Source organism: Streptomyces sp. NRRL F-6676, from assembly GCF_000725625.1.
Lineage (GTDB): Bacteria > Actinomycetota > Actinomycetes > Streptomycetales > Streptomycetaceae > Streptomyces.
Map to the genome: position 1 here is coordinate 480721 of NZ_JOHS01000001.1, position 17842 is coordinate 498562.

Annotated in this window: 6 protein-coding genes; 2 read left to right on the forward strand and 4 right to left on the reverse strand. The window is 72.8% G+C overall.

Annotation, left to right across the window (positions count from 1 at the left end; translation table 11 throughout):
• Positions 1-13 precede the first annotated feature (13 nt).
• Complete coding sequence (locus IO29_RS01915; protein ID WP_030377250.1) at positions 14-9310, reverse strand: OTU domain-containing protein; 9297 nt, start codon at positions 9308-9310, stop codon at positions 14-16.
• Positions 9311-9738: 428 nt separating this feature from the next.
• Between IO29_RS01915 and IO29_RS01920 the strand changes: the two genes are divergently transcribed.
• Positions 9739-11157, forward strand: coding sequence for an SWIM zinc finger domain-containing protein (locus IO29_RS01920; protein WP_030377251.1), 1419 nt, complete (start codon positions 9739-9741; stop codon positions 11155-11157).
• The gene (locus IO29_RS01925; protein WP_030377252.1) at positions 11157-13793 is read left to right on the forward strand and encodes a DUF6493 family protein; all 2637 of its coding nucleotides are present in this window, start codon (positions 11157-11159) and stop codon (positions 13791-13793) included. The genes IO29_RS01920 and IO29_RS01925 overlap by 1 nt, the downstream gene beginning before the upstream one ends.
• Before the next feature lie 33 nt (positions 13794-13826).
• On the opposite strand, the gene IO29_RS01930 is transcribed toward IO29_RS01925, so the two are convergent.
• The 3 genes from IO29_RS01930 to IO29_RS01940 form a co-directional block, all read right to left on the reverse strand.
• Positions 13827-15029 (reverse strand): PP2C family protein-serine/threonine phosphatase, encoded by a 1203-nt coding sequence (locus IO29_RS01930; RefSeq protein WP_030377253.1) that lies wholly within the window; start codon positions 15027-15029, stop codon positions 13827-13829.
• Positions 15030-15232: 203 nt separating this feature from the next.
• Positions 15233-15652: a spore-associated protein A gene (locus IO29_RS01935; RefSeq protein WP_234307356.1), complete on the reverse strand. Its 420-nt coding sequence runs from the start codon at positions 15650-15652 to the stop codon at positions 15233-15235.
• Between the two features lie 205 nt (positions 15653-15857).
• Positions 15858-17831, reverse strand: coding sequence for a sigma-70 family RNA polymerase sigma factor (locus tag IO29_RS01940; protein ID WP_030377255.1), 1974 nt, complete (start codon positions 17829-17831; stop codon positions 15858-15860).
• Between the last annotated feature and the right edge of the window lie 11 nt (positions 17832-17842).

Sequence of the window (17842 nt, forward strand, 5' to 3'; positions counted from 1 at the left end):
GTCGTCCGCCACCTCAGCGCACCGTGCCCTTGTTCCGCCCCGTCAGGATGTCGAACGCCACGTCCGCCAGGGAGGAGGAGACGGCGACGGTCGCCGCCGGCGGGCTCTGCGGGACGCCCGCGAGGAAGTGCAGCGGGCCGTTGGTGAGCTGGACCAGGGTGACCGGAACACCGTTCTCGGGGCCCATCGAGACCTCGTACGTCGGGGTGACGATGCGCAGGCGCAGACCGAGGAGCTCCGAGGCGATCCACGGAGTCACGTCGCCCGCGAGGTTCGCGTAGTTGCCCCGGATCCGGATGTCCGAGGCCAGCGCCGCCACCGACGTGCCGGCGCCGACGCCACCGATGTGGGCGGCGTACCGCTCGGGGTGGTCGGTCAGCTCGGTGGCGGTCGCCGCGCGCATCTTCTTGATGACGTCGCCGAGCCCGTCGGACTCGGTCAGACCGAGCCTGGCACGTACATGCGGCCCCGCGACCTCCAGGACGGCACGGAAGAAGCAGTCGCCGTCCCCGAACACGTCCCGGGGCGTCTCACCCGCGCTGTCGAGCCGCGACCACTGGTAGGGCGTGAGCAACCGCTGCCCGCCGCCGTAACGGGGCACGGGGCGGCTCCTGTCGTACGTGGGGGCGGGCGGGGCGGGGAGGTCTGTCTGGACGGTCCCGGAGGGTTTGACGGTCGTCGTTCCGCTCTCGGGGGCCGAGGTCCTGGTGGCCTTGGCCGCCGTCTCGGTGCCGGTCGCCCCTGGGGCCTCGGCCTGCCCGGCGTTCAGGACCTTTCCGGCCGTGGCCGGCTTCGCGGGCGCGGTGTCCGTCGTGCCGTCCGGCTCCTCGTCGGTGGTCTCGTGCGCCGGCGGGGCCTCGGTCGTGCGGAACAGGATGTCACCGGTGACCCACCGGGTGCCGCCCGGCCCGCGCACCTCCAGGACGGCCACGGCCCGCACCCGGTGGCCGTCCATGCCCTCACCCTTGTCGTTCTCCATCGGCGTGCCGAAGCGCAGCAGTTCGCGGCGCTGGCTGGAGGCGGTGGCGGTCTGGCCGAACGACGCGCGTTCACCGCCCAGCGGCACCGACGCCCCGCCGCGCCGCCCGGGGCCGCCCGAGTACTCGAAGGTGGCGCCGGTGGCGACGACCGTGTCGGCCTGCGTCTGGAAGCCGTCCGCGGACAGCTCGATCCGGTCGATCGCGGTGTCCTTCGTCGTCACCTCGGCACGCGGCGCGTACAGCCGCACCGACACGGACGTGCGGTCGCTGCCCCGGTCGCCCAGGTACGGCGCGGTCGCCGCGGCGTCCAGGAGCGTCAGCCTGCCGTCGGCGGCCAGAGTGGTCAGCCGGATGAACATGCCCTCGGCGGACCTGGTGGTGCGCGGGTTGAGATCCTGCCGCAGCGACGGGTCCACCGTCCGCAGGGCCTCGCCCAGCCGGTCGATGCCCGCGAAGTCGTACACCTGGAACGGCCGGGACGGCACCCAGGGCTCGTCGCCCAGCAACTCCCGCAGGCCCTGGGGCAGTTCCATCTCGATGACGGCGTCGCCCGGGGCGGCCGGCGTCGGTGCGGTCCTCGGGTCCGAGGTGAACATGCCCGGCCCCTCGGTGAGCGCGGGGCTCTCGCCGGTCGTCTCCGAGGAGTTGAACCGCAGGACCACCCCCGCCGGTTCGCTCCCCGTGCGCCCGGCGACCCACGGCAGTCCGGAGAGGGCCGGCGGGGAGAGGTCGATCAGGCCGGCCGCAGGGGCCGCGAGGGTGGTGAGGCCGTCGCCGAGCGCACTGATCAGCTTTCCGATCAGCGCGTCGTCCAGCGCCCAGGACCGAACCGTCACGACGTACTCGTACGGCACGCGGAACTCGGCCGTGTTGCCGAACGTCCGCTGCCAGGACCGTAGTTCGCGGCTGGAGAGCTGGGCGTCCTGCCAGGCGGTGCGGCGGGCCAGGCTCGCGGTCGGCCGGAACTGGTGGATGCCGTGCTGCCCGGCCGGGGAGAAGGTCAGCTCATGGCTGTTCCCCGTGCTCCGCGCGATACGGGTGGCGCCGGGCACGTCGAGGGCCGTGCCGGCGCCCCGCGAGTGACCGAACACGTTGTCCAGGCCGGAGGAGCGGGTGACGAGCTTGCCGCGCAGCTCGGCGAGCCTGGTGCCGCGGGCCGGCCGGGCGACCAGCGCCACCTCCACCAGCCGGGGCCCCAGCCAGGAGCGGTGCACGAAGTGGAAGGCGGTGTGCCCGCGCGGCCCCGCGTTGACGAGTGCGCGCAGCCCCAGGGACGTCCCGTGCTCGTTGATCCGCGACAGCACACCGGGCAGGTAGGTGGCCGAGCCCGGCTCGGTCGTGCCCGGGGCCTCGCGCTCCACCAGTGTGCGCACCCGCTCGGTGAACGCCTTGCGGCCGCCCGCGAGGTCGACGTCGCTGGCGGCCCCGTAGCCGAGCACGCCGCCGCTGGAGACGTACGGGGACGGCAGCAGGCGGTCGGCGCGGTTGGCGCCGAGCGGAGTGCGTCCCGCCTGCCGGGCCAGTTCGGCCAGTTCGGGATGGTTCTGGAGGTCGTTGTCGACCAGCGAGAACTCCAGCGTCCCGTCCGGCTCGACGACCTTCCTGCTGGTCAGACCGGGGCTGGGATGGAAGGTGCCGGACGCGGCGTTGCGCCGGCCGCGCTTCACGGTGACGACCAGATGCACCTTCGCGGTGAACCGGTAGACGGGGGTGGTGTCCTCCACGGTGACCCGGAAGACACCGGTGATGTCGTTGGAGGTGACATTGCGACCGGTGCTGCGCTGGTAGGCGTAGCCCCCGGACGGCGTGAAGGCGTCGCTTCCGGAGCCGTACCGGCCGGACGCGGAGAAGGCGATCTGATGGGAGGAGTTCACGCCGGAGGTGAACGCGGAGGCATCGACGGACTGGAGCCACCGCTCCGCGTCCATCGGTTCGCCCTCGGGCAGCAGTTCCACGTCCGTGAGATAGCCCTCGACCTCGACGAGGTAGTCCGTGCCGGTCACCAGGCCCGGGGTGCCGGCGCTCTCGACCACGTACGAGTCCCGGAAGACGCGCAGAGCGTTGCCGGCCATGTGCTGCGGCGAGAACGCCGTGTCGAAGACCTCGCGGCCCGACGACTCCTCACGTGTCACCGGCTCGCCGAAGGCGGTCCGCCACGCCCAGCGCGCCGCCCCCGTCGCCTGCGCGCCCAGCCAGGAGCCGGTGCCGGAGAGCAGGTCCCACAGGGGACCGCGGCGGGCCGGGGCGGTGTCGGGGGCGGCGTGGGCGTCGGTACGGGCACCGGTGTCCGTGGGGGTGTCGCCGTCGGCGGGCTCGGTGTCCTGGTTCTGGGCCTCCAGATCGATGTCGTCGGGGAAGGCGCCCGGCATCGGCTTGCGTGCGCGCAGCGCCCGCTCCTCCTGGCGGGCGGCCTCCCTGTCGAGCTCGTCGAGCATCGCCGGGACGGTCTCGCGCAACTCCGCGCTGCCCGGCGCCCGGTCGAGGAGGGCGGTCTCCGGCAGTCGCAGCAGGCCGTTGTGGTACGTGTGGCCGGCGCCCGGCCCGGCCAGCTTCCGCATGTCGGCGTCCCGCACGTCGCGCACGACGGCCGGCTTCGGCCGCGGCCCGGTGTGCGGCGTCCTCGACGTACGGTCGGTCGGCACCGCGAGCCGGACCGTACCGTCCTCGGGGTCGGGGGTGAGCCCCTCGGCATGGCTGTCGCTGATCGTCATGGTGTGGGTCACGGGCACCGAGAAGACCTGTGTGCCGTTGGCGGTGGGACTGAGCATGTAGTACTCGTGGCCCGTTCCCGCGCTCGAACCGGCCGTCGTCGACTCGGCCCGGTGATACGTGTAACGCGCCCCCAGCTCCTGAAGTCTCCGGTCGCCGTGCGCGCCGAAGGGGTTGGTCACGGAGGCGCCGCCGCCGGCGCTCCAGCCGAAGGGCGTCCGCTGGAACTGTTCGTCGCCCGCGAGCGTGGACCCGACGTAGTTCAGCGTCTGCACCCCGGGCAGGGAGCGCTCGTGGACCACCCCGTCGTTGTCCGAGCCCGGTGTGCCGTCCGTGCCGGTGTAGCGGCGCGCGGTCCTCAGCCGTACCGTCGCGCGACGCGTGCCGTTCGGGGTGGGCAGTTCGAAGGTGATCGCGTCGCTGCCCTCGATCATCTCGTCCAGGGCGCCGCGCAGGGCCAGCCGGGACCGCATCCGGTCCAGTTTGCGCTGGTTGTTGAGGCGTTGGACGCGCAACGCCTCCTCGGTGGTGTGGTCCCACAGGCGTGGCCGCGGTCGGTCCGACGGCAGGTAGCCGTTGTCCCGGAGCCACTCCTCCGCCTGGTCGAACAGCGGTTCGGTGCCGCTGACCTGGAGCGGTGTCGTCGACACGCCCAGCTGGGTCAGGTGCAGCACCTCGCGTGGCGGATACCGGGTCTCCTCCGGTTCCTTCCCGAGCGTGTGCTCCGAGGGGACCCGCATGTTCAGCGCGTAGCCCTTGCCCTTCCCGAGCCGGGAGTCGGCGGCGGGGTGCACCGGCGCGCTGTCGGGGCGGACGAGGGTGACGTGCAGTGCCAGGTCGGGGCGGACCAGCAGCAACGGGTCCCCCGTGCGCAGGGAGTGCGCGATGCGCGCGCTGCCCGCCGAGGTCAGGGTGTGGGCGAACTGGTGCGAGGCACCGACCTGTCCGCTCACCGAACCGCCCAGCGGCTCCACCCCGGTCACGGGATCGGGCTCACCGGAGGAGAGCCCGAACCGCAGCGGCAGGGTGACCCCGAGGGAGTTGGCGATCTGCGACGCGCCCTGCATACGGATGGAACGCAGGACGTAGGACTCCAGCACGGACGACGCGCTGGCCGGCCCCGTCACGGTCTCGCCGCCGCTCAGGGTGGTCGAGAACCTCAGATAGCCGATCGCGCTTCCCGACGCCGAGTACAGCGTCGGCGACGCCACCGAACCGCCCCAGGACTGGGGCAGGTTGCTGCGCTGGTTGCCCTCCTTCATGAACTCGAACAGCTCGTCCACGGACCGCTCCGACAGTTCCGCCAGAGGGGGGAACGCCTCCATCAGATCGGCGAACATCCCGTCGTGGTCGACCAGCGACTCCGGGCCGAAGAGCGGGAGTTCGTCGAGCAGCCGGTCGACGGGGGCGGGCCGGGACTTCGCCTCCTCCTCCCGCTGCTTCTGCTTCTCCTCGTCGGTGGGTTCGGTGGGTCTGGTGGGTTCGGCCGGTTCTGTGGGCTTGGTGGGCTCGGCCGGATCGGCGGGCTCGGTCGGCTTCGTGCTCGGCCGGTCGTCCTTGGGCTCGGGAGCCTTGGCCAGATAGGTGGGGAACCATACGGTGAGCGGGGACTGGGTCTTCGGCGCCTCGGGCGGCTCGGTCGCCTCGGTCGCCTCGGGCGTCTCGGATGCCTTGGCCGCCTTCGGGGTCCCGGCCGGTGCGGGTGGCGCGGGGGTCTCGCCCGCGTCCTGCCACTCCGGCTGCCCGGCGTTGGCGAGAATGTCACGCGAGCGGCCCGAGTTGCGGCGCACCTGCCAGGTCATGGCGAAGTCGTAGGGCAGCGAACGACCCTTGCTGCGCCACAGGACCATCGGCTGCACCGTGCGCCCGACCGTCACCGTGGTGGTGAGCTGGTTCCAGGTCATGTTGATCTGCGGCGAGAAGGTGATGCTGCTCAGCGCGCCGTGCTTGACGGCCCAGGGCTGGCTGAAGGTGAAGTTGAGCGCACGCAGGTCACCGGCGCCCGAGGTGTCGCCGTCCTCGTGGATGCCGAACGCCCACCGCTGGATGCCGACGGGCGGACCGTCGGGCATGGGCTCCATCTGTTCGGGCGCGGGCCCGATGAGCGAGAGCTGGAGCCGCAGTGAGACCGGGTAACGCTGCCCTCGTAAGGTGACGTTGAGGGGCAGTCCGGCGTCGCTGAACAGCCGTGACCACTCGGCGGTGAGCAGCCGCGCGGTCAGTGTCCCGCGCACGGCGTCGTGGAAGGCGGGGTCCTCGGCCGCGCCGTCCTCGGCGGTCGCGATGGCCAGGTCCTGGAGCCACTCCACGACGTGGTCCGGGACAGGGGTGATGTTCGTGAGGGCCTGCGCACCGTCGCGACGGGTCCCGAAGGTCTTCACGGCCTCGCCGGGGTCGTCGTCCTTGGGGGCGGGAGTGTCGTCCTCGGGACCGGGCTCGGGTTCGGGGTTGGGCTTCGCTTCCGGCTTCGGGTCCGGTGTGGGTTCGGGTTCCGGTTCCGGCTTCGAGTCCGGTGTGGGTTCCGGTTCCGACTTCGGGTCCGGTGCGGGCTCCGGTTTCGGCTCCGGGTCCGGGTCCGGTGTGGGTTCCGGTTCCGGCTTCGGGTCCGGTGTGGGCTCCGGTTCGGCGGCCGTCTCCGTGGACGGTGTCGTCTCCTCGGCCGTGTGGGGAGGCTTGGCCTCGTCCTCGGCGGGGGGTGTGACGACGATGGTGGGCGGTTCGACGGGCGGAGGGGTGACCGTCCTGAGGGAGGTGCTCGGTTCGTCCTCGGGTGGAGGCGTGACGACGATGGTGGGCAGCGTGTCGGGCGAAGGGCCGACCGTCCTGAGGGGCGTGCTCGGTTCGTTCTCGGCCGGGGGCGTGACGACGATGCTGGGCAGTTCGTCGAGGGGCGGCGTCACCGTCACGATGGGCACCAACGGCGCACTGGCGGGTGGGACTTCGGCCTCTTCGGTGGTGGGCGCCGGTGCCCCCTCCGCTTCTGAGTCGATCAACTGGTGGAAGTCGTTCAGGGCTTCGTACATCTCGTTGTACCGGCGGGTGACGGTGACGGGGTTGGTGGTCAGCGCCGGGGGACGCGTCCCGTAAAGGGCCTGCATGAGGGCGTGGGCCTGCGCCGGCTCGTGCGTGCGTACGGCGTCCGTGCCGTTGTTGCGAAGACGCCCGGTGAACGGGTCGGGTCCCTTGTTCGTTCCGAGGTAGGCGTTGGTCAGCTGGGCGAAGTACTCGGCCGGGCTGCGCGAGGAGTAGTTCTCGGTCTCCACACCCTTGAGATCCGTGCGCGGGCCGTCGGGCCACTCGGCGGCCGCGCCCTGTTGAATCTTGGCCGCGTGGAGGGCGTCGATCTGTGCGCGTTGGCCGTCGTCGAGGCCCCACAGATGGATGAGGTGCGCGAGTTCGTGCGTGACGGCCGAGTAGCCGTCGGGGAAGTGTCCGTGCTGGTCCACCGTGGTGACCTCGCCGACGAGGTTCTCCTCGGGCACGGCGATGATCCGCCGCTGGGGATCGGTGAGCGCACGCAGTGTGTCGGCGGTGCGGGTGCCGCCGGGGTCCGTGTGTTCAGGGATGTCGGTGAGGTGCGCGAACTCCGGAAGATCGGTGACGCGGGTGTCACGGGGCACGACGACCACCCGGGCGCCGCTGTGCAGGACGTTCTCGGCGATCCGGGGATCGCGAAGCATCCGGTTGAGGATGCGGCCGACCTCCGTACGGGCCGTGGCGGGCTGCTCCACACCGTCCGGGACGAGCACGTGTGTCCGGGTGAACTCGGCGGTCGGGGGCAGCACATCCGGCTCGACGATGGCCCCGGTGCCGTTGTCGGTGCCATGGCCGGTGTCGGTGTCGGTGTCGGTTCCCGCGACGTGGCGGTCCTCGCCGGCGGAGGCGGGGGGAGTGGCCACGGACTCCGCGGCCCGCGGGTTCGGCGAAGTGGAGCCGTCCGTGTGCGGGGCGACGCCTTGGGATTCGATCTCCGGACCCGGGGCGGCAGTGGTCCCGGCGTCTCCCGGGGTCCCCGTGGTCTGCCCGTTCTCGGTCCTTTCCGTGGCCTCGCGGGGCGGCGTGGGGCCGGTGGTGCCCGCTGCCGCGCTGTCGGCCGTGTTCGTCCCGTCGGCGACGACGGTCCCGCCCGGCGCGGTTTCCCCGCCCATGGGCGGGGACGCGTAGACGCCGACCATGGGAAGGGCCTGCGGACGGGGCAGGGCGGGCCGCCCGGTGGGAGGAGCGTCGGACTGCGTCTTCGGAAAACCGGCCCCCGTGCGGTCCTGGTTGCCGCCGCCCGGGGACGAGGTGCCGCCGGCCGGTGGTGTGAGGGAGGGGCCGGGGCCGGGGGAGGAGCCCTTGCCGTCGCCGGGGTTGTCGGACGAGTGGGAGGAAGAGGAGTCGTTGTCCTCGGAACCTGGGATGTCCGTGGTGCCCAGCGTGTTGACGTTGGGCGGCTTGTTGATGTTGAACTTGCCGCCGAAGGCCGCCGCGCCCTGTCCCAGGTGGCGTTCGCTGATGGAGCTGAGGCCGCCGCCGAGGAACGTCATCAGGCCCTCGGTGGGGAGGTGGAAGACCGCCGCCGTCGCCAGCTCGCCGAGCGCTTCCGCGCCTCCCTCGCTGAGGAAGTGCGTGAGGTCCTCGCTCAGTTCGTGCTTGAACCGTTCGATCGGGCTCAGTTTCACCTTCGGCACCGGATCGGGCGTGGGCGTGGGGACGGCCCTGGGCTCCGGACGCGGCTTCGGTTGCGGAACCGGGTCGGGCTTCGGCTCGGGGGTCGGGTTCGGCCTGGGATTCGGATTCGGATTCGGTCTGAGGTCCGGATCGCGCTTCGGCTTCGGGTTGGGCGTGTGGTTGTTGAAGTTGTCGTCGAATTTGTGGCTGAACTTGTTGCCGTCGCCGTCGATGTTCTTGAACAGGTCCTTGTTGTTCGTGAGATTCTTGAAGTTGTTCTTCAGACCTTTGAGGATGTCGTTGAGGAATCCGTGGAACAGTCCGGTGAACGCGCCGAAGACGCCGTCCTGGATGATCTGGTCCCAGTCGAACCCGTCCGGCCTGCGGCCCTTGGGCGCGCCCAGCATCATTCCCAGCCGCACGGCGAAGGTCTGGAACGCCTCCTCGAACATCTCGGAGAGGCTGGGCAGCGCGTGGCTGCGTTTGGACAGCCACTGCAACACCGTGAGGATGGCGACCCGGCTGCGTGCCTTCGCCACGGCGGCCTGGCTGGAGGCGGTGCCGCCGGTGAAGACGGACAGCGCCGTGATGACGGCGAGTTCGAGGAGCAGCGTGATCAGCTCGGCGATGATCTGCCACTTGGCCTCCATGATGTCCATGGAGGACTGCGTGCGGGACTTCTCCAGGTCGTCGAGCTGTCTGGCGAAGTCCTTCAGGTAGTTGACGCCGCCGTCGTCGAGGAACATGTGCATCGCGCGCACGTAATTGGCCCCGACCTTCGGGGGCAGGGACCGGCCCACGCCCCCGGCGGTCGCTTCGATCACGTCCGACAACTCCCGCATGCGCCGGGCCAGCCGGCCGTACGGTTTGCCGTTGGCGTAGGCCATGTCCTCGTCGGCCTGGAGCATCCTCTCGCCGATCAGCACGAACAACAGATTGTTCAGCTGCGGCGATACCTTGATGCTCATCGGGCGGATTCCAGTTCTCGTGCCGACCCTATAGGTTTCCGTTCTTCTTGCGCGCCCGACACCGCCCCCTTTTCGGGGATTTTCTGCTGTGGGCTGCCGCGAGCCTAATGCGGTTTCAACTCGGGTGAGCAATGGGGCGGGGCCGCTCTGCGGTTAATGCCTGATTTTTCGCCCGCGATTTCATGTCGGAGAAACGTGGCCGCCACATTGAAACGTGGCCGCCACACTCCCTTGTTGTGGCCGGGCGTGGCTCTGCCCGCGTTCGGACCCTGACGGCGGCCGGTCGCCGCACCGCACGCGCGGTCCTGTCCCACGTGGTGTTGTGGCACGCCGAGGACCGGATCGTCCGCGCCGGCAACCACACCCGTCGTCTTCGCCCGAACCGGACGCCGCGGGCGTTGTCAGTGGTGGCCCCTAGTCTTCGGCACATGACTCACGACGCACAGACGTACGCCTATTTACGGCCCTCCGCGGTCCGCCCCGCGGCGGAGGGCGGCACGCTCAGCCTGGAGACCTCCGGCGGGACGACACCGGCGGGGCGGGAGGCCCATCCGCGGTTCTTCCACGGCTTCCTGACCCGACCTCAGATAGCGGCGGCCGGCCTGCTGTGCGTCGCGGACGTCGCCGCCACCCGCTACTACCAGCCGCTGAACCCCGCCTGGCTGGACCCGGTGGTCACGGGGAACGGCGACCGGCTGCGGTTCGAGTCGTTCTCCGGCTGCTGCGGCGTCTACGCGCGGCTCGACATGCTGGGCGACGCGCTCGACGGTGACGACGTCGGGCACGGCACGACCAACGTCGACGTCAACCTCCCGCTGCGCGAAGCCCTCACCCGCGTCGGCCCCGTCGACCCGCTGCTCATGGAGGTCGGGCCCGACGAACTGACCGTCACCACCTTCGACGGACCCGTGGTGGAGAAGAAGGTGCCCCTGCCCGAGCGCTGGCTGCGCGGCTTCGCCGAGACCCAGGTGGTCGCCGCCGGGTTCGAACCCCGCGCCGAACTCTCCGCCGCCGAGGCCGTGCGCTTCCTCAGAGCACTGCCCCGCTCCCGCGCCTCACGGGCCACGCGCTGGGTCGTCCCGGCCGGCCGCTCGCTGCGCGCCACCACCCGGCCGGTCCCCGGCGCGGTGTGCCTGCCGGGCCCCGACCGGCTCGCCGCACTGAGCCGGGTGCTCCGCCACGCCACGGGCCTGCGGATCCACGGCCCGGCCGTCACCACCGGCAGCGGCCCCGTGGCGAGCGCGTGGGAGGTGGGTCTGCCCGGAATGCGCCTCACCCTCACCCTGTCCCCGGACCCGGCGCGGGGCTTCTCCGGCGAGGGCGGGGTCCTGGAGGCGCTGGCCACGGAGGAGTCCGCCGAGGACGCCGAACTGGTGTCGGTGCTCCTCGCCTGGGACCCCGCCGTCGACCTCGCGGATCTCGCCGCGCAGAGCGGCCTCACCCCGCAGCGCGTCCGGGCGGCACTCACCCGCCTCGGCACCGCCGGGCGCATCGGCTACGACGTGACGGAGGCCGCGTACTTCCACCGCGAGCTGCCGTACGACACCGGGCGCGCCGAGCGCCACAACCCCCGCCTGCGCGCCGCCCGCGCCCTGGTCGAGGCGGGCGCGGTGCGCCTCGACGGCGAGCTGGCCACGGTCACCGTCGACGACCACGTCCACCGCGTCAGAGCCGCCGAAGGGCGGCTGACCTGCACCTGCCGCTGGTGGGCCGCGTACCGCGGCGGCCGCGGACCGTGCAAGCACGCCCTGGCCGTCCGCCTCGTCCGCCGGGCGGCGGGGGCGCGGACGGCCGCCACCAACGCCACCACCCCTGACACCACGACCCCTTCCCACGGAGCCGTCTGATGCGCGGGATCCCCCGATACGACATTCCCGACGAGGTCACCGAGGCCTCGTACGAACTGCTGCACGCCGTGCGCGAAGGCCGCGCCGAGGCGGTGCCCAAGCTGTCCGAGGCACTCACCGTCGCCGAGCGGCGCACCTGTCTGCCGGTGCTGAAGTCCTGGCGCTCGTCCCTGAACAGGGACTGGGCCAACGGCCACACGGACATACGCGTCGCCCTGCTGGCGGCCGGCGCGGCGTGCTCCACCGGCGCGGCCGCCGCCGCCCAGTGGCTCGCCTCCAACGAGCTGCGCTGGGCCATGCGGGACCCCGCGCCGGTCGTCGAGGCGCTGGCCGACCGCGACCCCGAGTGGCTGGGCCAGGTCGCGCACCGGCTGGCCGGGCGCCGCACCGTCGCGCGGGAGGAGTACCCGCTGATCTCCCGGCTGGTCAGCGCCGCGAACTGCGCACCGCCCACGACCGACGGGTTCGTCCTCGGCTGGGAGGAGGCTTGCAGCGGGGTCGCCGGTGAGCCGGTCGGGGAGACACTGCGGAAGAATCCCTTCCTGACGGTCATGGTCCCGCGGCTCTTCGAGGTGCCGCAGGCCGGCTCGCACCTCCAGGACAGCTGGGAGCACGACCCCGGCTGGGCCGCGGCGCTCGCCGGGTTCGCCCGGGAGGGCCTGCTCAGCCGGGAGGCGCTGCTCGACGGCTGCCTCTCCCGGCTCTCCCGCGAGACCCGGCTCGGCCTCGTCAAGGGCTTCCTCGCCCTGCTGACCGCCCTCGACCCGACCGAGGACGAGCAGGCGGCGCACACCCTGACCTGGGTGCGGATGGTGCCCGACGCCCACGGCCTGGTGGTGGCCCGGGCCCAGGAGACGCTGGCCGGGCTGGACGCCGCGGGCCGCCTGGCGACCGAGCACCTGGTCGAGGCCTCGGAAGCCGCCCTGACCCGGCCCGAGAAGAAGATCGTGCGGGCCCAGCTCACCCTGCTGGACAAGGCGGTCAAGCGCGGCGGCCCGGACACGGACGCGTTGCTGCGCGCGGCCGCCGTCGCCTTCGGCCACGAGGAGCACAGCCTCCAGGAACGGGCGCTCGCCCTGGTCGTGCGCCACCGCAGGCGCGCGAGCGACGCCGTCCTGGCCGAACTCGCGGAGAGCGCCGGGCAGCTCGGACCCGACCTGCGCGCACGCGCGGCCGCCGCGCTCGGGGGCGTCCTCCCCGACGAGGGCGCCGGCACCCCGCCCGGCGAGGGGGACGGGCTGCCGCCCGTGCCGGAGCCCGAGCGCCTCGCGCCCGTGCCGCCCACCGCCGCGGAACTCGCGGAGGAGGTCGGCGTCCTGATGCACGGTACCGACGAGGCGCCCGGTCAGGCGGAGCGGGTACTCAACGGCCTCGTCGTGCACGCCCACGCCGACCTGCCCGGCCTGCGCGCCGCTCTCCAGCCGGTCGTGGGGCGGCTGTTGGAACACTGGACCACGGACTTCCGTGGCCTGGGCTGGCACTGGCGTCCCTTCGTCGTCCTCGCGGTCATGGGCGGTGTTCCCCAGGAGGAGTTGGACGGCATCCGCCGCCTGGCCCTCGACCACAGCAGCACGCACTCGGCCAGTGCCTCCGTCCTCGCCGTCCGCGTGGCCGAGATCGCGACCCGGCTGCACGGCGACCCCCTGCCCTTCCTGCTGGCCACCCCCACCTGGACGACGGGCACCCTCGACCCCGCGGAACTGGTGGAGCGGCTCGCCGCCTACGAGGGCTCCGGCACCGAACCCGGCCCGGCCGACCTCGACCAGGCCCTGCTGCGCCTGGACCGCGTGATACCGCCCGACGCGGTGACGGCGGCCGCGAAGCTCACCTCCCCGGCCGGACGCCGGCTCGCCGCCCGCCTCGCCGAGGGCGCGCTGCCCGCCCCGGCCGCCTTCCGCGAGAGGGAACGCCTCGGGCTGCGGAACCCCCGCCCCGGTGTGCTGGTCCGCACGGAGGCCGTCGCCGGACGCGAGGGCTTCTCCGAGCCGTTCCGTTCCCTGCTCGGCGCGCACGATCCCCTCGACAGCCCGGACGCGGGCAGGCGCATGGAGTGCACCCCGGAGTCGCTGGCGCTGCTGCCCCAGCACCGGGAGGTCGTCGCGGCACGGATGCTGGTCACCTTCGTCGCCCACGCCTACTGGAACGAGAGCGATGCCCCCGTGCTGCCCGCACTGGCCGAGTCGGGGGGACCGGCCGGGCCCGCCACCCACCTCCTCGTGGCGTACGGCCTCGGCGCACGGCGGGCCGACGAGCAGTTGTACGCCGTGGACGCGCTGCTCCTCCTGGCCGCCCGCGGCGCGCTCGACACGGCGCGGCTCGGCGGGGACGTCGCCGAACTGACCGGCCTGCGCCGGCTCACGTTCCAGCGGGTCGTGAGCGCACTGCGGGAGGTCGCGCGCGCCGGCGCGTACGGCACGGTGTGGGCGGTGCTGTCGGCCGCCCTCCCCGCCCTGCTCCAGGGCGAGGCACCGCACGGCCTGCCCGCCGCGCTCACCCTCGCGGCCGACTGCGCCGAAGGCTGCGGGGCCCGCGGGCCCCTCCCCCCGGAGATCGACGCGCTGGCGGCCCGCACGGGCTCGTCCCAGACGGTCAAACAGGCACGGCGCATCAAGAACGCACTGGAGAGGACGGCATGAGCCCGTAGCGCCCCGGGCGCGGCCCGAGCGGCCTCAGCGGGGCGCGGGGCCGGGTTCGGCCGCGGACGGCTTCTCGCGACGGGCACCGTACCAGTCCAGGACCAGGACGGTGGCGTCGTCGCCCAGCTGTCCGTGGCAGGCCTCCAGGACCGCGGTCGTCAGGGCGCGGACGGCCTCCCGCGGGTGCAGGGCGCGGGTGTCGCGGACGAGTGCGGCCAGGTCGACGGCCGCGGCACCGCGGTCCTGCATGCCGTCGGTGAGCAGCACCAGCCGGTCCCCGGGGCGCAGCTCCAGTTCCTGCACCCGGTAGTGGGTGGGCGCCGCCACCCCGAACGGCAGGTTCACGCCGAGGGCGACCTCCTCGGCGACGCCGTCGCGCACCCGCAGGGGCCAGGGGTGCCCGGCGTTGACCAGCTCGCAGACACCCGTTTCGAGATTCACGCACAGCAGTTGACCGGTGGCCAGCCCGCGGGCGTGGCGCAGCAGGGCCTGGTGGGCCTCCCGGGCCTGTCTGAGCGCGTCGCAGCCATCGCGGCGCGCCCGGCGCAGCGCACCGACCAACAGGGTGGCCAGCAGCGCGGAGTCGGTGTCGTGCCCCATGGCGTCGGTGATGGACAGGTGCAGCGTGTCACGGTCGAGGGAGTAGTCGTAGGTGTCACCGCCGATGTCGTCGGCCGGGACGAGCCCCGCGGCCAGGGTGAACTGGACGGCCTCGCAGCAGGAGGCCGAGGGGAGGAGCTGGTGCTGGATCTCCGCGGCCAGACTGGTCCGGGTGGTCCGCCGGCCCAGGTGGTAGAGGTCGGTGAACCGGCGGTCCGTGACGACGATGTACGCCAGCACGTGTGCCGCTTCGGCGATCTGCTCCAGCGTGGCCCCGTCGGCGTGCTGCAAAGTCACCTCCAGTACGCCGAGGCAGTCGCCCCGGTTGGTCACCGGTGTGATGACGCGCTGTCCGCCCTGGTCCTCGGGTTCCACGTACTGCCGCTGGCTGCGCAGGACCTCGTCGTAGACACTGCCCCGCAACGCGAAGGGCTCGGCGCGGCCGTCGCCGTCGCCGTCGTCGCCCGCGGACAGCCGCACCAGTTGCTGGCCGACGAGGTCGGCGAACAGGAAGGACACGCGCTCCGCCCCGAACCTCTTTTGCAGGTCGCGTGCCACCACGTCGACGGACTCCCCCGGAGGCGCTGCCTCCGCGGCGGTGAGAAGCTCACCCAGTTCGACATCCGCATTCTCCACGGCAACCTCCCATCGGCTGCCGTTCCTTCTTCCCCCGCTTTCCCCGAGGTCACCTGGCACGGTCCATTACGACCGGTCCTGAACGGGTATGGCGTTTCCTGTCGCGGGCGGCACGGACGAGATCATTTCCGGGCACGACAGGACGCCGGCACGGCGGAGCCCCGCCCCGTGACGGGGCTCCGCACGCGTGCCGCCGGTGACGGTCAGCCGCAGAAGCCCGCGAAGCTCGCGTACGCGTCGTCGATCTGCCCCCGCACGGTGACGCACTCGCCGCGCCCCGGGACGTAGACGGGGCCCGCGTACGTCGTGTAGGCGCCCGAGTCCGAGGCGCTGACCTGGGTGTGGTCGGTCTGGAACACCTTCGCCTGCATGTACACGGGCGCGCCCTTCCGCGCCCGCACGGTCACGGCGCAGTTCTCGCCGGTCCGTTCGTTCCAGGTGAGGTAGACGGTGCCGAGCTCACCGATGTCGTAGCCGTGCAGGACGCCGTACCCGGAGCCGCAGGCCCCGTTGTACGCGGCCGCGTAGGCCCCCTGCGCGGTGGCGGAGGCCGGTGCCGCGAAGACGGCGGCCGAGGCCACCGCGGCGGCGGCGACGGCGGTGACGGCGGCGGCTCGATGCATGCGCTTCATGATGTTCCCCCTGGGGAAGGACCGTACGGCCCCTCCGTCGCATTGATCGCCCTGCCGGGCGGGCCGCGGGACTCTTCCCGCACCCGCCCAGTTGGACCGGCGGCCCGGCCGAACGGTTGGTGACGGAGATGTCACCGTTCTGTCACCGCTCGCCTTCGGCCCGTTGTCGCCCACCGGGGCGACCGCCCGGCGAAGGTCACGGCGCCGAGCGGAACGCGCGGCCCTCCGCCGTCAGGGCGGAGTTCGAACGGAACAGCGTGGTCCCCGGCCCCGTCTCGTCCGTGCCGAGGCCGAACCAGGCGTAGCGCTTGAGATAGGGCAGCCCGGCCAGCATCTTGGTGGCCGAGGTGAGGAACGCCGCCTGCTCGGCGTCCGTGGGGTAGCGGGTGCCCCGGGAGAAGTCGATGAGGGCGAACTCGGTGAGCCAGATCGGCTTGTGATAGCGCGCGTACACCGCGCTCAGATAGCCGCGCAGCTGCTCCACGGCGGCCTCGGTGCGAAAGTCGCCGCCGTACCAGTGCAGTGCGATGAAGTCCACGCGGTACCCCCGCTGCTTCGCCCCGCTCATGAAGCGGTCCAGCCAGCCACCCGCCCGGTCGCCGCCGTAGGCCACCGCGGGGCTGCCGAGCGTGGCGCCGGTCGCCTGCACCTTGGGCCACAGATCCAGCGCCTGGTCGACGGTCATGTTCGACTGGGCGCTCATGTCGGGTTCGTTGAAGCCGAGCAGATAGGGGCCGGCCGCCTTCGCCTCCGAGAGCGCCTGCGCGGTAACGCTCTTCGCGCCCCAGATCATCGGTACGAAGTCGGCGCGGCCGGAGGCCGCGATGCCGGGGTGCGCGGTCGACCAGGTGTAGTACCAGCCGGCCCCGGAACGGCTCAGCGCGTCGGACATGCCGGGGAAGGACCAGACACCGACACCCTTGCGGGACGAGGAGACCACCGGATCGGCGGCGGGTGCGGCGGCCTCGCCGCTGGGGGCCCGCGACGCCCGGGCGGTGCCGGCCGAGGCCGACGGCTCGGTCTTCTTCCCTTTCTCCTTCTCCTTCTGCTTCTTCTTCGCCGACGAGCCGGGGGAGGGAGAGACGCTCGTCGTCGCGCTGGCGCTCGTCCTCGCGCTGCTCGCCGTCGGCGCGCCCGCCGGGGCCGCGGCCGTACGGTCGGCGTCCTGGTAGTGCACCAGGGCGAAGGCACCGAGGACGACCGTCGCCGTCGCGACCGCCGCCGTGACCGTGCGGGCGTGCCCGGCGCGGCCCGGCGTACGGCGTCGGGACGCGGCCCGCCCGGCGGCGTGCGCGCCCCGGGGACGCGGACCCGCGCTCCCGGGCGCCCCCGCCTCCGTGCCCCCGGCCGGCGGCACCGCCGGCGCGATCGCCGCCCACACCGCCTGCCGCAGTCCGGCCGGCGGGACGACCAGCGGGAGCCCCATGAGCAGCCGGCCCACGGGAACCAGCCGGCCCTGCCGCGCACCGCAGTGGGCACAGCCCCGGGCATGGCGCGCGATCCGCTTGCGCCACAGGGGACTCGGCACCGCGTCCCACCCCTGGACGAGCTCGGACAGCTCCGCGCAGGCCGGCCGCGCGGCGAGCACCCGGACCACCGTCCTGGCCACGTCGAGCTGCTCCTTGAGCCGCTGGACGCGCACGGCCGTGTGCTTGCCCGACAGGCCGAGCGCCTCGCACACCTCAGTCCGCTCCAGCTCCCCGGTCTCCTCCAGCCACCACAGCGACAGCAGTTCCCGCTGGTCCTCGTCCAGCCAGCGCGTCGCCTCCGCCACCTCCCGCCGGTCGCTGTCGAGTTGCAGCCGCAGCACGGTGAGGGACGCGAAGTCGGACGCGGGATCGGCGAACTGGGCGGCCAGTTCGACGGGTTCGCGGCTCTCCCGGTCCTGTGCGCGGCCCCGTATCCAGTCCCGTATCTGCCGCACGGTGATGGCCACCATCCACGATCGGTACGACGAGGGGTTCTCCAGCCGGTCCAGGCCGCGCACCACGCGCAGCAGCGTCTCCTGTACGACGTCGTCGACGTCCTGGCCCCCGCCCAGCGCACGGCCGACGATGTTGTAGACCAGCGGCAGGGACTGCGCCACCAACCCCTCGACGGCCCGCGGATCGCCCGCACAGGCGGCGGACACCAGCCCGGTGCCGGGATCGCTCCCGTGGTCTGTACGCATGAACCGTCTCT